General features: G+C 63.1%; 26 protein-coding genes. 1 reads left to right on the top strand and 25 read right to left on the bottom strand.

Annotated features, from left to right (window positions below):
* Positions 1 to 25: 25 nt before the first annotated feature.
* From DQW85_RS43025 to DQW85_RS43015, 3 genes are read right to left on the bottom strand one after another with little or no spacing between them, the layout of a single operon-like run.
* Entirely contained in the window at positions 26 to 880 is an 855-nt protein-coding gene (locus tag DQW85_RS43025) for a helix-turn-helix domain-containing protein (RefSeq protein WP_113705500.1), read from the bottom strand.
* Positions 861 to 1376: a DUF6879 family protein gene (locus tag DQW85_RS43020; protein WP_113705499.1), complete on the bottom strand. Its 516-nt coding sequence runs from the start codon at positions 1374 to 1376 to the stop codon at positions 861 to 863. The genes DQW85_RS43025 and DQW85_RS43020 overlap by 20 nt, the downstream gene beginning before the upstream one ends.
* On the bottom strand, positions 1373 to 1651 hold the full coding sequence (locus DQW85_RS43015; RefSeq protein ID WP_240197794.1) for a hypothetical protein: 279 nt from the start codon (positions 1649 to 1651) through the stop codon (positions 1373 to 1375). Before DQW85_RS43015 ends, DQW85_RS43020 begins: the two co-directional genes overlap by 4 nt.
* Positions 1652 to 1729: 78 nt before the next feature.
* Between DQW85_RS43015 and DQW85_RS43010 the strand changes: the two genes are divergently transcribed.
* On the top strand, positions 1730 to 1957 hold the full coding sequence (locus tag DQW85_RS43010; RefSeq protein ID WP_113705498.1) for a DUF397 domain-containing protein: 228 nt from the start codon (positions 1730 to 1732) through the stop codon (positions 1955 to 1957).
* A gap of 2153 nt (positions 1958 to 4110) precedes the next feature.
* Here the strand turns inward: DQW85_RS43010 and DQW85_RS42995 are convergent.
* The 22 genes from DQW85_RS42995 to DQW85_RS42900 form a co-directional block, all read right to left on the bottom strand.
* Positions 4111 to 4497: an Lsr2 family DNA-binding protein gene (locus DQW85_RS42995; RefSeq protein ID WP_113705495.1), complete on the bottom strand. Its 387-nt coding sequence runs from the start codon at positions 4495 to 4497 to the stop codon at positions 4111 to 4113.
* An 85-nt stretch (positions 4498 to 4582) separates the two neighbouring features.
* Positions 4583 to 5260, bottom strand: a complete 678-nt coding sequence (locus tag DQW85_RS42990) for a hypothetical protein (protein WP_113705494.1) — start codon at positions 5258 to 5260, stop codon at positions 4583 to 4585.
* A gap of 205 nt (positions 5261 to 5465) precedes the next feature.
* Positions 5466 to 5771, bottom strand: a complete 306-nt coding sequence (locus DQW85_RS45380; RefSeq protein ID WP_162795860.1) for a hypothetical protein — start codon at positions 5769 to 5771, stop codon at positions 5466 to 5468.
* A 267-nt stretch (positions 5772 to 6038) separates the two neighbouring features.
* Positions 6039 to 6260: a hypothetical protein gene (locus DQW85_RS42985; RefSeq protein WP_162795859.1), complete on the bottom strand. Its 222-nt coding sequence runs from the start codon at positions 6258 to 6260 to the stop codon at positions 6039 to 6041.
* Positions 6261 to 6531: 271 nt separating this feature from the next.
* Positions 6532 to 6807, bottom strand: coding sequence for a hypothetical protein (locus DQW85_RS42980; protein ID WP_113705492.1), 276 nt, complete (start codon positions 6805 to 6807; stop codon positions 6532 to 6534).
* A gap of 126 nt (positions 6808 to 6933) precedes the next feature.
* The gene (locus DQW85_RS45375) at positions 6934 to 7125 is read right to left on the bottom strand and encodes a hypothetical protein (protein WP_162795858.1); all 192 of its coding nucleotides are present in this window, start codon (positions 7123 to 7125) and stop codon (positions 6934 to 6936) included.
* Between the two features lie 179 nt (positions 7126 to 7304).
* Positions 7305 to 7637, bottom strand: a complete 333-nt coding sequence (locus DQW85_RS42970) for a hypothetical protein (RefSeq protein ID WP_162795857.1) — start codon at positions 7635 to 7637, stop codon at positions 7305 to 7307.
* On the bottom strand, positions 7634 to 7831 hold the full coding sequence (locus DQW85_RS42965) for a hypothetical protein (protein ID WP_113705489.1): 198 nt from the start codon (positions 7829 to 7831) through the stop codon (positions 7634 to 7636). Before DQW85_RS42965 ends, DQW85_RS42970 begins: the two co-directional genes overlap by 4 nt.
* A 218-nt stretch (positions 7832 to 8049) precedes the next feature.
* Positions 8050 to 8187, bottom strand: a complete 138-nt coding sequence (locus DQW85_RS45370; RefSeq protein WP_162795856.1) for a hypothetical protein — start codon at positions 8185 to 8187, stop codon at positions 8050 to 8052.
* 193 nt (positions 8188 to 8380) lie between these two features.
* Positions 8381 to 9049, bottom strand: a complete 669-nt coding sequence (locus tag DQW85_RS42960; RefSeq protein WP_113705488.1) for a hypothetical protein — start codon at positions 9047 to 9049, stop codon at positions 8381 to 8383.
* Positions 9050 to 9052: 3 nt separating this feature from the next.
* The gene (locus DQW85_RS42955; protein ID WP_338043460.1) at positions 9053 to 9784 is read right to left on the bottom strand and encodes a metallophosphoesterase; all 732 of its coding nucleotides are present in this window, start codon (positions 9782 to 9784) and stop codon (positions 9053 to 9055) included.
* A gap of 28 nt (positions 9785 to 9812) precedes the next feature.
* A complete protein-coding gene (locus DQW85_RS42950) occupies positions 9813 to 10046 on the bottom strand; it encodes a hypothetical protein (protein WP_113705486.1) in 234 nt (77 codons plus the stop codon).
* Positions 10043 to 10285 (bottom strand): hypothetical protein, encoded by a 243-nt coding sequence (locus tag DQW85_RS42945; protein WP_113705485.1) that lies wholly within the window; start codon positions 10283 to 10285, stop codon positions 10043 to 10045. The genes DQW85_RS42950 and DQW85_RS42945 overlap by 4 nt, the downstream gene beginning before the upstream one ends.
* Complete coding sequence (locus tag DQW85_RS42940; RefSeq protein ID WP_113705484.1) at positions 10275 to 10853, bottom strand: toprim domain-containing protein; 579 nt, start codon at positions 10851 to 10853, stop codon at positions 10275 to 10277. Before DQW85_RS42940 ends, DQW85_RS42945 begins: the two co-directional genes overlap by 11 nt.
* On the bottom strand, positions 10747 to 11052 hold the full coding sequence (locus DQW85_RS48475) for a CHC2 zinc finger domain-containing protein (protein WP_420819225.1): 306 nt from the start codon (positions 11050 to 11052) through the stop codon (positions 10747 to 10749). The genes DQW85_RS42940 and DQW85_RS48475 overlap by 107 nt, the downstream gene beginning before the upstream one ends.
* Positions 11053 to 11244: 192 nt before the next feature.
* A complete protein-coding gene (locus tag DQW85_RS42930) occupies positions 11245 to 11532 on the bottom strand; it encodes a hypothetical protein (RefSeq protein ID WP_113705482.1) in 288 nt (95 codons plus the stop codon).
* Positions 11533 to 11611: 79 nt separating this feature from the next.
* Positions 11612 to 11842: a hypothetical protein gene (locus tag DQW85_RS42925; protein ID WP_113705481.1), complete on the bottom strand. Its 231-nt coding sequence runs from the start codon at positions 11840 to 11842 to the stop codon at positions 11612 to 11614.
* Positions 11843 to 11844: 2 nt separating this feature from the next.
* Positions 11845 to 12060 (bottom strand): hypothetical protein, encoded by a 216-nt coding sequence (locus tag DQW85_RS42920; RefSeq protein WP_113705480.1) that lies wholly within the window; start codon positions 12058 to 12060, stop codon positions 11845 to 11847.
* A gap of 12 nt (positions 12061 to 12072) precedes the next feature.
* Positions 12073 to 12807 carry a DnaB-like helicase C-terminal domain-containing protein gene (locus tag DQW85_RS42915; protein ID WP_162795854.1) on the bottom strand — a complete coding sequence of 245 codons (735 nt, stop codon included), beginning with the start codon at positions 12805 to 12807 and terminating at the stop codon, positions 12073 to 12075.
* A gap of 61 nt (positions 12808 to 12868) precedes the next feature.
* Complete coding sequence (locus tag DQW85_RS42910) at positions 12869 to 13360, bottom strand: hypothetical protein (protein WP_113705478.1); 492 nt, start codon at positions 13358 to 13360, stop codon at positions 12869 to 12871.
* A 39-nt stretch (positions 13361 to 13399) separates the two neighbouring features.
* Complete coding sequence (locus DQW85_RS42905; protein WP_113705477.1) at positions 13400 to 14200, bottom strand: RecB family exonuclease; 801 nt, start codon at positions 14198 to 14200, stop codon at positions 13400 to 13402.
* 147 nt (positions 14201 to 14347) lie between these two features.
* On the bottom strand, positions 14348 to 14692 hold the full coding sequence (locus tag DQW85_RS42900) for a hypothetical protein (RefSeq protein WP_113705476.1): 345 nt from the start codon (positions 14690 to 14692) through the stop codon (positions 14348 to 14350).
* Positions 14693 to 17242 lie beyond the last annotated feature (2550 nt).

Raw genomic sequence — 17242 nt, 5'->3', positions numbered from 1 at the left:
CAGGATGTTGCGGAATGTTGCGCGATTATGTTGAGGACAGCTCTTGCGCAACCGTAGTGATGATGCGGCGCGCGGTCTTCCCGTAGACAGCAACGCTCGCCAGTTGACCGAACATTCTCAGGTACAGGTTGACCTCCGTGGGCCGGGTGATCTCGATGTTTGCGGTGGGTGTCTCCAGGCACACCAGCTCGTCATCGAAGACCCAGAATCCGGTGGAGGCTACACAGGGGCGCTCGATCATCATCGGAATGATGCCGATGGAGACCGTTGGCAACGACATGACGGTGAGTAGTCGGTCAAGCTGTCCGGCCTGGACTTCTGCCGTGCCGAACCAAGTCCGCAACGCCTGCTCTTCGATCAGCACGTTGAAGCGCTTGCCCGCCTGGTAGATGACCCGCTGACGGTCCATGCGAGCGGTCACGGAGGCTTCCAAGTCGTTCGGGGTGTCGAGGAATGAGATCCAGAACGAGAGCATCGCGGCGGCGTAGTCGGCTGTCTGGAACAGGCCAGGGATCACGTTGTGTTCGTAGATCCGAAATAGCGACGTCCGTTCGTACAGTGGGACATGGACCTGCATCAGGCGCTTCATCCCGGCGCGCGTCTGGCGCCGGAACTCCTGGTACATGGACTGGATCGACCGGACGGTAGCGATCAGATCCGGGATCTGGTCTTCGGTGTTGCAGATCCGACACCAGATCCGGATCTCTTCCTCGGTGGGGGTCTTGCCCCCGTGTTCCATGCGGCTGACCTTGGTGTAGTGCCAGCCCGCTTCTGCTGCCAAGGCGCGGCCGGTGAAGTTGGCGCCCGTCCGGATCTCGCGAAGGCGCTGCCCGAGAGCTTCGGCAGCCTGCCGAGCGGGGCTAAGTTGGCGTGTACTCACGGTGGGGAATCGCGAACTTCCAGACGGCCTCAAAAGCACTCATGCAGAGCGCTATGTCGCCTGGATCTGTAGAAGTCACCTTCGCTGTTCCCAGGCCACTCCCAGCGTAGTGGAGGAACACGGCCAAACGATCGTCGAAGAGGTAGAAGTCGTTTCCCGGCAGAGGGATCGAAGAGACCAGGTGACGGGGCACCCACCGGATATCTTCGCCGGCTTCCACCATCGGCTGAGCGATGCTGTATGACCAGCGCTGATAGTCGCTCAGCGGTTCCGACACGATTCGCGCTCTCCGAACCGTCTTGCCCGCCTTCACATGCTCGCGAAGGGTGGAGCACCAGCCCTGTAGCCATTCCAGGTCATCCGGCTCCCCGGCCGCCCACCTGGCCATGTAGGGCAGCTCCACAGCGGTGCCGTAGGCGTCCCGCATCTCCAGATGGACGGCGCTGCGGTTGAAGCTGGTCAGCAGCTCCTCGAAATCGTCGTCGGAGATGTTCATGCGCCTGCCTGTTTGAAGAACTGGAGCATCCTGTCTGGGATCTCGACCACGGTCTCCCCTTCCGGGATGTCCATCTGCGAGAGCGCTTCCTCGTTGGTGACTTCCCAGCCTTGGACCAGCCAGCTCTGGCGGTCAGTGCGGTAGATGGTCGGTGATCCGGTCGGGTTACTTTCGGGATCTTTACCCACGAACGTTATGCGCACGGCTGGCTCCTCCGTCTCGTGGTGCGGATTGTTGCGGACTTCTCGGCCGATCGTGACGTCCTCACGCAACATCGTCAACCTTCATGGACCGACTCGTGAGGCGGTATCTAGCGTCGGGGCCGACCGATCCCACCACATGGAGGTGCGCTCATGGCAACCGACCTGTACGGCAAGGACATCTCCGGCCTGGCGCTCAATCCGCTCTGCGGCGGCAACCAGCAGGAAGAGGACCAGGAAAGCTGCGTAACGCTCGCGCGCATCCCAGGTACTGACGACTGTTACGCCCTGGGCGACAGCAAGATGCCGGGCGCTCCCCCGCTGCGCTTCACAGGTGCGGAGCTGCGCAACGCTGGCATCGACACCAGCCGCGTCAGCTAGAGCCCGACCACCCGCCCTCGCCTGTGGTACCACAGGCGAGGGCTTCGCCGTCTGAGGGGAAAGACATGCATCATTATCACGCCTATTCATGGACCGGCGCGGCCAAAGAACGCGAACAGGAATATCTTCGCAAACCGCCACTTCCGCCCACAGACCCAGGGGAGTTCGTCCGTTCTCCCCTTCCGCCGATGCGTACATGCGACTGGCTCTTGAAGTCCCGCGAGCGCTGCCTACAAACCCTCACCGATACTGGCAGCGCCGTTAAGTGGATGGCTGGCATGTGGGACCAGACAGAACGGAGCCTCGCCGACATCGAGGGGGTGGCGAGAGCGGTTGGCCGCGACTCATACCTAGCGACGGCTGAAGACCTGTTGCCCCGACGCATTGATGTCCAGTGGGGTTTTTGGCTGCGGGGCGAAAGGTTCATCACCATAGGCGTGGTCTGCTGCCCGAACATACATGCGCCCGACTACCGCTGCCCGGCTTCGCCGCGAGGCTGAACCCGCGGGCGCCCGTTTGAACACGGTTGGGGTCGACCAGTCCCATGCCGGTCCCCCGTCTTGCACAAACGATCAGGCAGGCTTAGTGTCCGCCCATGCATCCCTCACAGCATCCGGGGCCTTACCAGCAGCATCCGCAGCAATATGGCCAGCCGCAGCCGTATGGCCAGCCGTACCCGCCTCCGGGGTATGGGCAGCCCATGATGCCCCAGCAGCAGCCGTTACAGGTCACCATGACGGGGCGCTCCGTGACGAAACCCGCCTGGACGTTAGGCGACTTCATGTGGATCATCTTCACGGGTGGGCTCGCGCTGCCGTTCATATGGTTGAAGCGGCGCAGCCGGACGACCATCACACGATACCGCTGACTGTTTTAACGGGTTAGCCGGCGAGCTAACCGCAGACATGCAGGGGCCCCCTCGTGCGAGGGGGCCCTCTTATGGTCCGGCATCACCCCCTTCGGGGGCGGCCGGATCTACGGCCGGAGGTTCGTCCTCCGCAGTGTCGTCAGTCTGCTCGATGGCTGGCTGCGACGTGTCGTCTCGCGTCCCTTGGCTCCATTGGACTGAGATTCCTAACCATACGATGCGTGCTTGGCCTTCTGGGTGATTGCTTCGCCGAGCCACGTACAAGATTGCACAGACTCCCAGTACGGCGACCAATCCCACCAAACAGGCGAGCAAGGCACCTTTGGGGCCCAGATCCAAGAGCCATGCTCCCAGATCGACCCCCACGGGTAGTTATCTCAGTTCAGGACATACGCTGCGTAAGTTGTCACCATTGACTCCCTACATCTGATCAAGGGCTTGGGGATTGTGCGCTCCCCTTTTGCGCGCCGTAAATTCTGCTCGCTCAGATCCCCATGTGCAACTGGGGGCACGTTGGGTCGCCTTCATCACGAAACAGTCCCTCACAGTGTCCCACATGCACTCGCCCATGACTGTCTGATGGTCAAGCGACACGCCGTTCTCTTCTGCGAACGCTCGCCCAACAGCAAAGCCCCGGCCGGAGCCGGGGGCTTCTGTCATTCCATCGTCATGGCTTCTAGCCACTCGTCAGGGTCCATCCCGTCGACGGTCAGCCCTTCGGCCGACTCCCTGATCAATGACGCTTCGGCTCGATCCCTTCGCGAGCGGCCCGCTCGATCGGCTCTTGTTTGTCCACGATCCGCCTTCCCTGTCTAGTAGTCGCCATCCCACGATTCGCCCGCATAGCTCGGGGCGAACCGCGCCTGAGGCGTGGAGCTGTCCGGGTAGTCCCGGCGCAACCGCTCGTCTCGCTCTGCCGCCTCGTCCTGGTGCTTCGAGCACTCGGCGATCTGGAGCCCGGTTCGCGCGTAGCTGGCCCTGTAGGTGACTCGGCCACGACAGTCGCCCCCACCGTAGGACCGGATGCATTCCGGTTCCGGCTCAAGGTCGGCAGCGTAGAGCTTCGGTTCGCATACCAGGCAAACCTTGCCTCGCAGGCTTGGCCAGGTCACCAACTCGGTGTGCGGCTTGCAGCACTCGATGCACGATTCCATGCTTTCCCCCTTTGGGTTTTCAACCGGCTTGTCCGCTGCGGTCTTGCTGACGGTCTAAACGCTACACGACCACTACCGTCTTGCACACATTGGACAACGGAAAGCCCCCGAATTGTCCGGGGGCTTGGCCGTTAGGACGCCGGTCGGCGGTCAGGGAACGCTTCGTAGAACTTCTCCCAGACGTCGGAAGCGACGCGCGCCTTAGCCGACACGGGGATGTTGTTGGCTTGCGCCCACTGGCGTACTTCGTTGGTCGTGGGTGCGTCGCCTTGCGGGGCAGCGCCGGAGCCACCACGCGCGGCCCTAGTACGGCCGCTACGGGCCGGACGAGCCGTCTCGGTAGGGATGCGCTCGGCAACCGCCTCGAACGTCTCTAGGGCCTTCAGGATCGGCTTAGCATGCGTGTCGCAGGCAAGGGCACGCTTACCGTTGATTTCGATCTTGTGGGGCGCTTCGGTCTCTTTGTCCTCCTTGGCGCAGTAGTCACACAAGAACAGCTCAACGATTCGGATAGGCATGGCGGATGGGTCCTTCCTGGGGCTTGACGGGATCGTACAGGTAATTAAGGGATAGCGCCCCCCTGTACGGGGGGCGCGTTGCGTGTTAGGCGACCGGTTCAGTCTCCATCGGGTGTCCCATCGGGCACATCGGAGCGCCGAGCGCCAGCCACTTAGCGGTAACCCGAACCGTGTAGCCGTTCGCCGCGCAATCAACTTGGTTGCATGCGGCCTTGAGGAGCCGGGCGGACTGCTTCTTAGGCCCGCTGGAAAGCGGTCCCTCCGACTGTGGCGGCATGGCCTGGCCGGATGGGTCAACGAGCTTCCGGCGGCGGTCCCGGCTGATAAGGACCTTGCCGTGCGGGTAGTCGCCCAGCGTTTCCGCGATGGTCACGAGCTCGGCCGCCAGCTCGATACTGGGCGTTGCCGTGGTCATCGGGGACATGAGTCCGAGCCGCGTAGCGCCTTCGGCGAAGGCCCCACGGTGCCCGCTCTGACAGTCGTCGGCCGCGTGGACCAGCTCGTGCAGGAGCACCGACAGGACCACGGCCGTGTCTCCCAGCTCCGGCGAGATGTAGACGTGGTTGACGCCGTCCTCGCTACCGGCCTTGGAGATGCACACGCCCCGGATCACGGCGTTCTCGCCGCCGTGCCCGTCAGGGCCGAATCCGACCGACAGGTGAAGCTGTTCGGGGAGGGGCATACCGATCTCCTCGAAGCGAGGGCGGAAGATAGTGGCAGCCTTGTGAAGCCAGGCTTCGCGGGTCTTAGAGAGGTCGTTCATCGCTGTTCCCTTTCGGCTAGAAGGGCTGGTTTTTGCTGACGGGATTAACCTTAGCGGATCACTACCGTCTTGCACAACTGCTAGCCGAAACCCTTTCACGAATGGCATTAGAAGCTCTAAGCAGCCGCCCTAAGCCCAGCTACTAGCCTCGAAAAACACGAAGCCCCCGCTCCGTTGAGCGGGGGCTTCATCTGCGACCACGAGTCTATTTGGCTATCCTTCGCCGCCTACGCTTCGCGCTGTCGGCGGACGTGACCTCCTTCGGCTGCGCTGGCGGCGGCTTCACCTCCCGCCTGCCGCTAGCCGGTACGTCACTGTCTTCGTTTGGATCTGCTGTCGCTCGGATCGTGATCACCTTGAGGACACTGATCTCTATCTTGCGGAACCCGCGATCACGGATCTTGCCCAGTAGGGCAAGCGATCCCAAGACGGTAATCGTGGAGAACAGCAGGAAGAGGACTATGCCCCATGGGCCTGCAACCGAGAGCAGCGCTCCCAGCTCGGCCCACATGATCTAGACCTAGCGAACCTGCGACGCGCGAGACGTCATAGGTCACCTCGCCCTTTCCGACTCGTAGGGGTCCCGTCTTCCAGTGGCGACGCGCCGTGACGGGGGACGGCGCTGTACCGCTGCTTCGATCCGTTCGTCTAGAACCACTAATCCATAAGTAGGGACGCGAAGGCTCCCGACGGCAGTCACAGTCTCGATGCGACCGAACGCCCACTCGGGGTGTTGCAACCATTGTGCCTCTGGCGCGGCAATGAAGCACAGGATTGTTTAAACGAACTCACCATTCCAGAGGATGACGTCCGTCTCCGAGGGGATAAGGATCGGCCACATCAGTTCTTCGACCGTCACGAGCGCTGCAGGGCCTGCCACGGACACTTCCTGGACGTGGCTCACGTGGCCGGTGAGGACGTCGGCGGGCTCATCCAACCGTAGAGGGCTGAGCCGGATGACGTCGCCTTGCCGGAGCTCTAGCGGCTTCCTGGTCTGCACTCTCGCCTCCATGTCCGCGCGGACCGCGGGCGCCCGTTTAAACAGGCCCGCCGGCCACAGGGCCACCCTGCCTCAGCCAGCGGAAACGCGCCACCGATCCACCCCCGAAAGCAGAAAGCCCCCGGCCGGAGCCGGGGGCTTCCCCCATCGCGTGATGGTTTTGGTGTCAGCAAAAACCGGGCTCAATAGTGAGCCAACCCAGAAAGGGAACGCGATGGAAGTCTCAGCCTAGCAAGGGAACCCTGCTGCCCGCGTCCCCTGCCAGGAGTGCTCAGGCCGCGCGGGCCTGGTTGGGGCAGTCCTGCCCGTCGTGCTCGAAATGTTGCATCACGCTGCCTGTGATGACGTCGGTGTCGTCCAGGTGGTGCGTGTCGGGGATCATGCCGAACACCTTGGCCAGTTCACTCGGCTTGGGGTGTCCGTCAAGGTGAACCCGGTACCCAGTGCAGCCGCACCCGTAATGGACCTTGAAGAGTCCGGCCGTGGCGGACTCGTAGATCACTTCGGACTTCTCGGCTGCAAGCTCGTCAACGTTGACGGGGTTCAAGGGCGTGTCCTTTGTGCAGTTATCGTCGCTGTCGGGCCAAGTAATGCAGATAGATCACGCTAGTGTCTTGCTCCGACGTTTTGGGCGCCGACCAGCGCCTTTACTCGAAGCATCGGCGGTAGTGATCTACGTATAGATGTCAACGTGGATGCCCGCCCGGCTGGCAAACCGGATCGTGCTCGCGGTGCCCCGGCTGTTGTCCTTATGGAAGGCCAACACCTTGCTTGCCCCGTCCTTCACCATCGCTTCGTTGCGGATCGGGCCGCCTGCTGGCCCTATCGACCAGTCAGCCCGGTAGACGCGCTCGGCGACGTCCAACCCGGCCCGCTGTGCTGCCGCGACCCACAACCCGGCGTGAGCGTCGGCCCCTGCGGGGCAGTCTCCGCGAGCGACGTCTAATCGCTCCCTGAGCCGCCGAGCTTCCCAGTAGGCAGCTTGCAGCGCCAGCCACACCGTTCCAGGCTTGTCCCAGTTGCGGGAGCCCGTGACGATGCCCCTCACCCCCCTCCGCCTCCACCCTTGGAGAACCCGAATCCGCCCCGAGTGATGTACTTGCCGGAACGGCTCGTGATGTTGACGTTTTGGGGCCTGACGGTGGTTCCCCCGCGCACGTGGCCGTTACTGGCCGTGCCGCCGTAGTACCAGAAGTAGGAGGCGTGCGACCCGCCGTCGCAGTAGCGATCGTCAACGATCTGGTACGCGCCGCTCCCGTCCGGCGCGGCCATGACACAGTCGGCCGTCACGTCGTCGGCACTGGCGCAGCCGGACATGACGAGCGCGGACACCGCGCCGACAACCCCGAGGGGGATGCTCCGGCTGGCCTTCCTCAACTGCCCGCCTCGATGACTTCCAGCTTGTGCATCAGCTCGGGGAGCTGCGGCAGCCTGGCGGCGTTGACGCTCGTGGACGAGTAGCTAGGCCCGTTGTGGCAGGTGAACCGGAACACCAACACGCGCGCGCCGTCTCCGTCCCGGTCAAGCTTGACGTCTACTTCGTCGGCGACGACGCCGATGAAACCCCTCATGCTGCGTTTGAGCGCCTTTCTGGTAGAGAGACGAAACAGGTGGCGGGATGTCCCGCCACCCACTTGCTACCGACTTGCACATTATCGACATGCAAGTCGGTAGCGCAATAGTCATCCGAAAGGGTTCGGCTGTTGAGTGCGAGATTCCAGCCGGGCGGGCTCCGCGGCTTCGTTTAAACGGCCCCGCCGGCACGTGCGGCCCGAACAGTTGTCGCAGGTCAAGCCGCTGAGATGATGATGGCCAGCTCGTACAGTGCCCGGATGGCACCGATGACCAGCAGCCAGAAGATCCCGCTTGCCAGCATCACGGCCAGGCAGCCGAGCATGAGTTCCTTCGGGGTGGGCGGCTGGTCCATCAGCCCGCTGTCACGAACTCGTGGGTGACGTCTTCCCAAGCCGTGGCGGCCCGGAAGACTCGGATGCGGTCTCGCTCCCATGTGCCCTTGCGGTAGCCCACGGCCCTACGCGCGGACTCTCGCGAGTCGTACACGTTTCGGTGGTTGCAGGCAACGGGGTAAACCCGGTAGGTCTCATGGGGCAGCTTGTACGTCAACGCCCTCCCTCTCTGTCGTCGTGGGTCACCGCGTAGGCGTGCGCGTTCGTCATGGCCCGGCGGGCTCCAGGCGCGTTCTCGTGGACGCCTCGCGGCCGGTTGATCCGCTTGTTCAGCCGCTCCGTGAGCCGGTCTACGGCCCGCTGGTACGTCTTGCGCTCGGCGGCCGTGAGTGGCTCCCAACCGGCCACCTTGAGCGCTTCGCGCTTTTCCTTGGTCAGCCCGGCAGCTTCGTGCTTGCGGGCGATGATCGCCCGGTAGTTGGCGGGGAGCTGCGTTAGGCATTCCTTGAGGTCCCACACCGACACGACGATGGAGCCGGTTTCGAGCACCACGGCGTAGGAGTCCTTTGCCGGGGGCTTTGACCAGTCCTGTTCGCTCGTCTCGTACAGCACGGCCAGCAGTGACCGGACTTCGGCTGGGGTGTAGAGGTAGCGGGCTGTCCTGGTGGTGTAGTCGGCCCGCTCTCTCATGCAGTAGGCGTGAGCGTCGGCCCGGAGCACCGCGAACAACGCGGCTTCGTCCATGGCGTTGTATCGCTCCGGCCGCTTGCACGCGCCGGTCAACACTTCCTGTGTGATGTCGTCTGCGTCGATCATCGGCCAGTCGCGGGCCACGTACTTCCCGACCCGCGATGCCGTGTCGATCACTTCAGCGGTCAGCACCGCTTAGTTCCAAACCTTTCCGTCAGCGATGAACGTTCCGTCTGGCTGCATGGGGTACAGCTCGGGCCTTACTCGGCGGCCGTCGATGTGCAGGACCGCAAACCCCGACTGCCAGTTGGCGGCCCCGCGCGGCAGATAGGCCGGGGCCTTGCCCGGCCGGGTGTCCATGACGTGTCCCACTTCGACGCCCCACAGGGTGCTTGTGCGTCCCTGGTAGCCGGTTGTGTCGGGGCACATGGCCAGCTTGTGAACATGCCCCATGACGACGCTCCGGCCGATGGTCTTTGCCGCGTTGAGTGCAGTCCGGCCGGGGATGGCGGACAGGCTGAACCCCTTGTGGCCGTGCGTGGCGATCCAGCCGGGGGCGATGGGGTGGAATGCGCCCACCAGCTCGACGCCGTGGCTGTTGAAGTCCAACAAGACGTCGATGTCGAAAGCGTTGCTCGTGGCTAGGGCTGGGCTGTACTTGGCCAGGTATTCGGCCGGGCGCGTGTCGTGGTTCCCGGCGATGAACTGGATTGGCCCGTCGTAGCCGCGCCGGAGGTCCCCGAGCAGGCGCTTGCCGGTCTCGACATCTCGGAAGACGTCGCCGCGGAACTCTTCGGCTGTCCCCTTTGACCAGCGGCTAGGCGTGGGGAAGTCCATGTAATCCCCAATGATCAGGACGTCGTCCGGCTTGGTCGCGTGGATGTAGCCGTGAAGCGCTTTGACCTGGCGGGGGTTGTGGTAGGGGATTTGGGCGTCGGGGTAGATGAGGAGTCTCCTAATCGCCTGCCTCCACGTCCATGCCGAGCTGGAACAGGATGGCCATTACGAGAGCGTTGAACACGATGTCTTGCCCGTTCTGGTAAGCCTGCTTGGCTTCGTTGAGCAGTGGCATGTATTCGGCGGGCAGGTCCTCTAGCGGCACCAGTTCCATGGCGTGGGCCACCATGGCGTTCCTGGTGAGGTTGATGAGAACCTTTTGCCCGCGCGGCAGGAATTCGTGGAGGATCATACGGTGAACGCCTTCTTGAGTTCCCGCTTGAGGCGGGTAAGCCGGATGCGGAGCATGACCGCGTAAGCGATCTGGTCGTTAGCCTCTTCAAGCGCCCAGTCGATCAGTTCCGAAATGGTCATCTTCTCGAACGTCTGCGTATCGCCATAGTCGTACTGGTCCTTACCGACACCGAGAATTCGGCTCTGGACAGCGTCTACGGACGTTTTGATGGCGTTCGCGAGTTCTTCACTCGTCATTGATTCCAACCTTTGCTAGTAGGGGCTCAGCGCCGTGCTCTTGAACAAACGAGTTGACGTCATACCCTTCGGGCATTGGCACTATCCGGACGTTGTCCGAGTGCTTAGCGATGGTTTCGCCGAGCTTCTTTCCTTGGCCCTTGTCGTCGTTGTCCGCGAGCACGAAAACGTGGTCGTACTGGTGGAGGGCTAGCGCCCACTCTTTGCGCCAGGCGGACACGCCGGGGATCGCTATGGCTGGTAGACCGGCCTGCGTGGCGGTGATGGCGTCGATCTCGCCTTCGCACACGCACATGATCGGGCTGTCCAGTTCTAGCGCTCTGGTGTTGAAAGGCCGGGGCGTATCCCCCGGCACGGACAGGTATTTAGCTCCGTCGCCGTCTCCTATTCGGCGGAAGCGGATCTGGAGCGTGACCCGATCGGGAGACAGGTACGGGATTGCCAGGCGGCCCGCATAGGGCTCATGACCCGGCATCGAATCTGCGACGTACCCGAGTTGAAAAGATCGAATGCTGTCCGGGGCTAGGCCCCGGCTCATCAAATACTCTTCTGCGGCGCTTCCGCGCATTGCGCGCTGATACCGCCGGGTGGCTGTCTCCAAGAATTCCAGTGAGGATTTCGAGGGCACTAGGGTAATCGCATGTCTCCTTCCAGCGAATAAGGGCGATCGGGTCGCCCTTGGCTTCGCAGGCGTGGCATTTAAACGCTCCGCGTTCCGTGGATACGCTTGCGGAAGCGGAGCGGTCTTCGTGGAAGGGGCATCGCATTGGAGCCCACCGATACCCCTCGGGTACGTACTCGGCTCCGTAGTGCGTGAGGACTTCGGTTATGCCTTGCGGCGGTGTTTCCCGCATCGCTTCACCTTTCGGCTTGCGCGGCGCTCTTGCCATTCGCCGAGCAAGGCCAGGGCGAAGATGAGGGCAACGAAGCCGATCGTTGCGCCGATTGCCTCTATCGGGTCATTGGCGCTCATCGTTCAGCAGTTCGTTAAGAAGGTGGTCGCCCACGATGGGCAGGATGCGCCGCCACTCTTCGAGGGTCATCACGACGTACGCTTCGCTTACGGGCTTGCGGGGGGCCTTCACGACCACGACGCCGGCGGGAGCGTTTAAACGAGTCTTGATGGCCTTGAGCTGCTTCGCGTACTCGCTGAGCGTGATTTTGCGTTCGGCCTTGCACTCGTGGGGGATGGGCCAGGGCACCGCAAGATCCCCGGCCCCGAAGTCACGTGAGCCGATCCTGTCCACGCCTGGGATGGCTTGGGCTAGGTAGTCGGCGACTTCCCGTTCCCAGCGAGTGCCTTTGGCCTTGCTGGGGCTCGACAGGTTAGTACTTCCCCATCAGCCGAGTGACTGCGTGAGTCGGAACCCACGTCTCGCGCGGCTCGATCTCGCGGTAGCCGTTGGCGGGGGTCCAGGTGCCGTCCACGAGCCCGTGATAGGCCCGCCGCGACTCGTCGTAGGTGAGGCTGCCTTCCACGAAGTGCAGGCCGTCGCCGTCCCTTGTGGCGATGAACGTGATCTCGGGCAGCTTGTCTGCCGGAACGTAGATGCTCACCGCTAGGCGGCCTTCTGCTGCTCGGCGGGCTGCTCCGCCTCCGGCTCGACCACCAGGCCCACGATGCGGCTCGCGAGGAGAACGAACTCCTCACTGCTGTAGCCGTGAGTGAAGGTGACCACGATGTCGTCAATGGGGACGAAGGTCCCCGGCTTGACGTCCACGCGGCCGACGTGCTCGATCAGGACAGCCTTGACGGGGAGCGAAGGGGACAGCATGAGGTATCTCCGTTAGTCAGTGATGGACATGCGAGAAAGGTCCGCGTTCAAAATCACGCGGTACTGCTGGCCGACGTCGGGGCGGCCGGTGCGGTTCTTGGCGATGACGACGCCGAGCTTTCCGTCAGCGGGCCGGAACAGGTTCAGGACCAGGCTCGGCTTCTTCGAGATCTTGCCCTTGAGGGCGCTCAGCGGCGGCGGCTCGGTGCCGTCGTCGTAATCCGCGGTGAGGTGATGCAGGGCGATGACGGCCGCGCCGGTGGCGCGGGCTAGATCCGCCAAGTACGCCATGATGGATTCGAGAGCGAGTGTTCCGCCCTCTTCGCTGTCTGGGGTGACGTCGGAGACGTTGTCCACGACAACGAGTTCCGGGTACGCCCCGTAGACGGCCGCCCAGCACTTCACATGGTTCTCGATGTCGTCCAACGTTGGGGACGATTCAAAGCACCAACGCAGCTTCCGCAAGGCGCTGAGCTTGGAGTCGAGATAGCGGGTATCCCCGCTCTCGACTAGTTCGGCGATCTCGTCGCGGGTACTGCCGGTGAGCATGGCGGCGGCCCGCTCGTACTGGATAGCTGCGTCGCTGTCGGCTGACAGGTACAGCGTCGGGACTCGTGATGCGGCTGCCAGGGTGAGGGCAAACACCGACTTGCCGACGCCCGGCCCAGCCGCGACCAACGCGAGTTGGCCGCGCCTGAACTGGACTCCTTCGGCTTCTAACCGTTTAAACGGGCTAGAGATCGGCAAGCCCGTCTCCCCCGCCTTAACCCGCGCTCGGGCGAGCGTATACAGCGGGGCGCCCTTTCAGTTAGGCCGGACGGGTCCGGCACCGGTTGGGGTCGTTGCGGTCCAGCGGGCAGGCGTAGAACGCCTTATACGGCTTGTTGTTGCGCCCGACTCCGGCGGGCACATACTTCATCTCGCCGTGGTCGCAGAACACTCCCTCGTCGTCGCCGGGCGGGCTGTCCGACCAGTCCGGCGCGTCGTCATAGGCCGGTACCGTCTGGCGGCTCTGGGGCCGGTTCTGTGGGCGCTGGGGAGCCTGCCGGGGGGCGGCTCCCCGTGCTGGAGCGCCGTTGCTCTGAGAGACGTACGTCGCGCCCAGCTCGGCCTTGAGCAGGAACGCGGACCTTACGGTGTGGGTCACACTGGCGACGGCTTCGGCGAACTGCCCGTCAACCTCGTTCGCCTCGGCGATGAAGTCGGCCGCGCTCGGTGCCCGGAGGTGATAGAGACCAACCTTGCGGCCCTGGCCGTCCCAGATTTCGACGTCAAGGGCGTGCGGGTAGTCCTCTGCCAAGTGGCTCTCCTTACTAGATGATCACTACCGTCTTGCATATTATGGGCGAAAGGAAAGCCGGTCCATGCCCATGACAGAGCAGAACCGGCGGACGGGACAGGTGTTGCAGTGGTCTCCAGGATTGGGCAGGTAGTTGCCTGCCTTCTCACTGGCGTCCATCTGCTTAAACCATGTGGTCACCATGTCGCGCGTGTAGGGGCTAAGGGGGATCGGGTCTAGGGCCTTGTTGTCCTTCGCCATGTAGTAGTCGCCCCACTCGACCGCATCGCCCGTGAGGTCGAACACAGCATGCCGGTATACGGCTAGCTGCATGGGGCTGACGGGTCGTTTGGAGCCGGTCTTGATGTCTCGCACCAGGGGGCGGCCCCACGGGTCCACCATGATCAGGTCTATGTACCCGATCACAGTGATCCCGTCCAAGTCGATTGTGAAGGGAACTTCGGCTGCCGGTTCGCCCGGCAGCAGCTCTAACACCTGGAGCTTGGACGCTAGGGCTTGCTCGATGTAGCCGGACACTTGGACTCTCCCCCGGTCTATTCGGTTGGCGAGGTCCACGTCTGGTTTGGTCCGGCCGGGGCATAGCCAGTTGTTGATGTCTGGCTCTACCTCAAGCATCTTGGCCGCTTCGCGGTCGAAAGCTTCCTCGAACCACGCTATTGCGGTTTCGGGGCTGTGCTCGCGGTAGGTGCGTTCCCATCGTTCGATCGCTGCGTGTACGGCTACACCTTGCGCGAACCATGCTGCGGGGGTTTGTGGTGCCCGCGCGACCTTTGATAGCCGGTAGGACTCCCCGCAACTCGCATAGCTGGTGAGCTGTGACACGGAACGATGCTCGGGCATGCGTTCCACCCTTCGTAAGGGGTGATGTCGTTGCGCGTTTCCACTGTTGAGTTCTCAAGTCGTGCCGAGCACGGGCCGGGTACTAAGTCCCCCTGCCCCCGCGTCACCAGGCTCAGAGGAGTGTTCCCCGGCCGTGCTGAGCACAGCCTAGCCGACAGCTACCGTCTTGTACAAATCGAATTCCGAACCTACCCCGGCAGGGGTATCGGGGCAGGCCAGGGGATCGTCCCGGCCCCTGGCCGGACACCAGAAGGTGAAGTAGCAGTACGTTCCGTCTGCCTCCTCCTCCGTGGCGGTGTTGATCATGCGGCTGTTGATGGGCATCAGGTCGGCGTTCGCCAGGAGGTAGGCGGGCTCTACCGGCAGTCGGTAGCGGATCTCGACCATGACCCCGTCCGGATAGGTGATATCGGCCCGGCTCACGCCCCCGGCGTGCTGGCTGCGCGCGATGTCGAGGATCGCGAACGGGTTTGCCGGTCCGTACAGCTTCAACGCTCCCCCTCAAGGGACTCTTAACAACTTGCCCGAACGATCTAAGCGGAGTGACGCAGTGCCAGGGAAGACGGCGCGAGCCGCTTTCTGTTGCACCCCTGCAATTGATCTTGATCCGCTTAGCCGATGAGGTCGGCGATCCAGCCCAGCAGGCCCGAGTGTCCCGCGGTCGCTCCGCCTTCCGGCGAAGGCATGGGCCGCACCGGTGCCGCCGTGGGCTCCGTCACCGTAAGTGACGGTTCTGGGACGCCGGAAGGCACTGCCGGCGGGGGCTGAGACGTTCCCGGCAACGGGGTTGCGATCGGCGCCGCTGTGGGCTCTGGCGAGGCTGTGGGCGATGGTAGCGGGCTGATGGGCATAGAGGTAGGGGTGATCTCCGGGACCTGCCCAGGAGGCGTTGAGTCGCTTGTCGGGGTGGGCGTGGGTGTGGGCGTGCTGCTGGTGTGCACGACCGTGGGCGACGGCTTCGGGGAAATGTGCGTGGGGCTGACTGTCGGCGCAGAGGGGCTCGGCGTCGAACGGTGCGGCTGCCGAGACTCTCTAGGCTGCGGTGTTGGTGTATCGGCGTTGGCGCTAGGCGGCGTTGCTACGGCTGTAGGAGTCGGGCTTTCGGCTAGTTGAGCCAACCGGGAAGGGTCGCCGCTGGGCGGCTCGCCTGTCGCGGTGACCGTTTGGGCCACGGTTGGCACTACCGGCCTACCGGCCGTGGCTTCGTAGGCGACAACGCCCGATGCCCCTACAAACAGGCCGGTGGCGACCCAACCGGCAGCGACTTTCCCCGCAACGGGGCCAACGATCGGCGCTGCCGAGTGTGCCGCTCCGGCTGCGATAGGAATTACGGTTGCTAGCCCGGCTCCGGCCGGGGCGGCGACTACCCCTCCGGTCGTCACGGCTGCGGCTGTGGCGCTGCCTGCCGTCACCCCCCCTGTTGCCCCGGCTCCCGCTGAACCGGCGGCCGAAAACTTTTGGATGAAGACGGCTGGTAGCAGGGCCAGGCCGACGACTTTGGCGGCTTTGAAGAGGGACCGGGCAGCGCTCATCATGCGCCTGGTGCGCTTGGCTTGGCGGACTTGGATCGGCGTTAGGAGGGGGTTGGTAGCTTCCTGGCTCTTGCGAGCCTCAAGGTCGGTGAACAGGTCGTAAGCGTAGGAGTCTGGGGGGTCGCCGCGTGCAATACGGGCCTGCACCTCCGCTAGGCGCTTCTCCGCCTTCGCCGTTAGGCGCGTGCTAGCGTACCGCTTGCCCGACTTGTTGACGAGCGACGCGATTTGGAGCGTATCTAGCCCTTTCTCCTCCAAGACGAGCGTGAAGTATCCCCTAACCTCCTCGGCTTCCTCATAGCAGTAGTGCAGTAGCGCCATGTAGTTGCTTAGGCGCTTTACGACGTCCTCTTCGTCTTTGGCGCGGCAAAGGATCGCTTCCAAGATTCCACGGTGACGCTCAAGGTCCATGCCGTAGGTGCCCCCTCCCGAAACATGCAGGGAAGGGACATGGATAGCCTAAATAGCTCTGGTTCGTCAAAACGTTATCAGCGTCTACATACGGTCCACATGCCGCTAAAACGACGATAGCCAGGGATGCCCCTGGCTATCGCAATAGGCAGCTAAGCGAGCGACCTATTGGGAGACCTTCTGTGATGCTGCTTGCAGCAGCCCGGCAACGCGACTCACCCTCTCGGTCGCGGGAATGAGGTGGAAGCCGCCTTGCGGGCAGAAGTCGCTTGGAGGCTCGTTAGGATCATAGGAGACGTCCCAACCTTCCTCAACTAGCGCGCGCGCCCAACGGATGGCGGTTGCCTGGCGATGGGCGCTGATCATCTTCCCCTTCGCCATCTGCGACAGCTCACGCATGTACTGAAGGGGGGCGGCCCGCTTGTGTTCTTCCTTGACTGTCCAAGGGATGGCGTCACTGTGGTCTAGCTGCGTACGGCTCAGCCCCATGCGCTTCACGGCATGAGCAACCCCGCTATAGGACGCTCCCAGCTCCTCTGCTATCTGGCTGTAGGATCGACCGTCCCTCAATAGCTCCAGCAGCCGGTCACGGTCAATACTTGGACCTCTGGGGGCCATGATCAAACTCCTAGCGTGGGGAAGGGTAACGCTGCGCGGCTCATGCGGATCAAATTAGCTGCGCCGGACCACCCTGTCCACCGTCTTGCACAACCGTCTTGCAAATTAACGTATCAGGGCGAGATTAACAGGTCAGGCGGCATGCGTTATTCCTGATCAGCGAGTCAGCACAGGAAAACATTCGATAGTGTGTTCGATGCAGTTGCATAAAGCTGCAAATCGACTGTGACGCGCGTTACAGCATGCAAGGTCGTTTAAACGGCTGCTCGCGGTGGCTAGGAACCGTGTTGCAGCGGGCTACCGTGATACAGCCCGTGATGCCGGAGGTGATGCAGTCCACCTCGAATCAGGCCCGAGTAGACCGGAGTCGGCTCGTCCCCGTGACGCCCGGTGAGACCGCGTATTGCCTGGCCAGCGGCCGAATTCCGAGCAGGCCGGACTAGGCCCCAGGTGCCACAGGGGTCTTCCACCACAGATCCGA

Origin of the sequence: Nonomuraea lactucae (genome assembly GCF_003313395.1) — a bacterium.
In the GTDB taxonomy this organism is placed as follows: domain Bacteria; phylum Actinomycetota; class Actinomycetes; order Streptosporangiales; family Streptosporangiaceae; genus Nonomuraea; species Nonomuraea lactucae.
This window is presented reverse-complemented; position numbering and strand designations above follow the sequence as displayed.

Bases quoted from the DNA above. Each gene is read 5' to 3' on its own strand.
- DQW85_RS42990 (WP_113705494.1), bottom strand. From the start codon at position 5,260: ATGAACGACCTCTCTAAGACCCGCGAAGCCTGGCTTCACAAGGCTGCC.
- DQW85_RS42945 (WP_113705485.1), bottom strand. From the start codon at position 10,285: ATGACGAGTGAAGAACTCGCGAACGCCATCAAAACGTCCGTAGACGCT.
- DQW85_RS42920 (WP_113705480.1), bottom strand. From the start codon at position 12,060: ATGCTGTCCCCTTCGCTCCCCGTCAAGGCTGTCCTGATCGAGCACGTC.
- DQW85_RS43015 (WP_240197794.1), bottom strand. From the start codon at position 1,651: ATGTTGCGTGAGGACGTCACGATCGGCCGAGAAGTCCGCAACAATCCG.
- DQW85_RS42995 (WP_113705495.1), bottom strand. From the start codon at position 4,497: ATGCCTATCCGAATCGTTGAGCTGTTCTTGTGTGACTACTGCGCCAAG.
- DQW85_RS43010 (WP_113705498.1), top strand. From the start codon at position 1,730: ATGGCAACCGACCTGTACGGCAAGGACATCTCCGGCCTGGCGCTCAAT.
- DQW85_RS42905 (WP_113705477.1), bottom strand. From the start codon at position 14,200: ATGCCCGAGCATCGTTCCGTGTCACAGCTCACCAGCTATGCGAGTTGC.
- DQW85_RS45370 (WP_162795856.1), bottom strand. From the start codon at position 8,187: ATGGACCAGCCGCCCACCCCGAAGGAACTCATGCTCGGCTGCCTGGCC.
- DQW85_RS45380 (WP_162795860.1), bottom strand. From the start codon at position 5,771: ATGTGGGCCGAGCTGGGAGCGCTGCTCTCGGTTGCAGGCCCATGGGGC.
- DQW85_RS42940 (WP_113705484.1), bottom strand. From the start codon at position 10,853: ATGCGCGGAAGCGCCGCAGAAGAGTATTTGATGAGCCGGGGCCTAGCC.
- DQW85_RS48475 (WP_420819225.1), bottom strand. From the start codon at position 11,052: ATGCGATGCCCCTTCCACGAAGACCGCTCCGCTTCCGCAAGCGTATCC.
- DQW85_RS42965 (WP_113705489.1), bottom strand. From the start codon at position 7,831: ATGAGGGGTTTCATCGGCGTCGTCGCCGACGAAGTAGACGTCAAGCTT.
- DQW85_RS43020 (WP_113705499.1), bottom strand. From the start codon at position 1,376: ATGAACATCTCCGACGACGATTTCGAGGAGCTGCTGACCAGCTTCAAC.
- DQW85_RS42950 (WP_113705486.1), bottom strand. From the start codon at position 10,046: ATGATCCTCCACGAATTCCTGCCGCGCGGGCAAAAGGTTCTCATCAAC.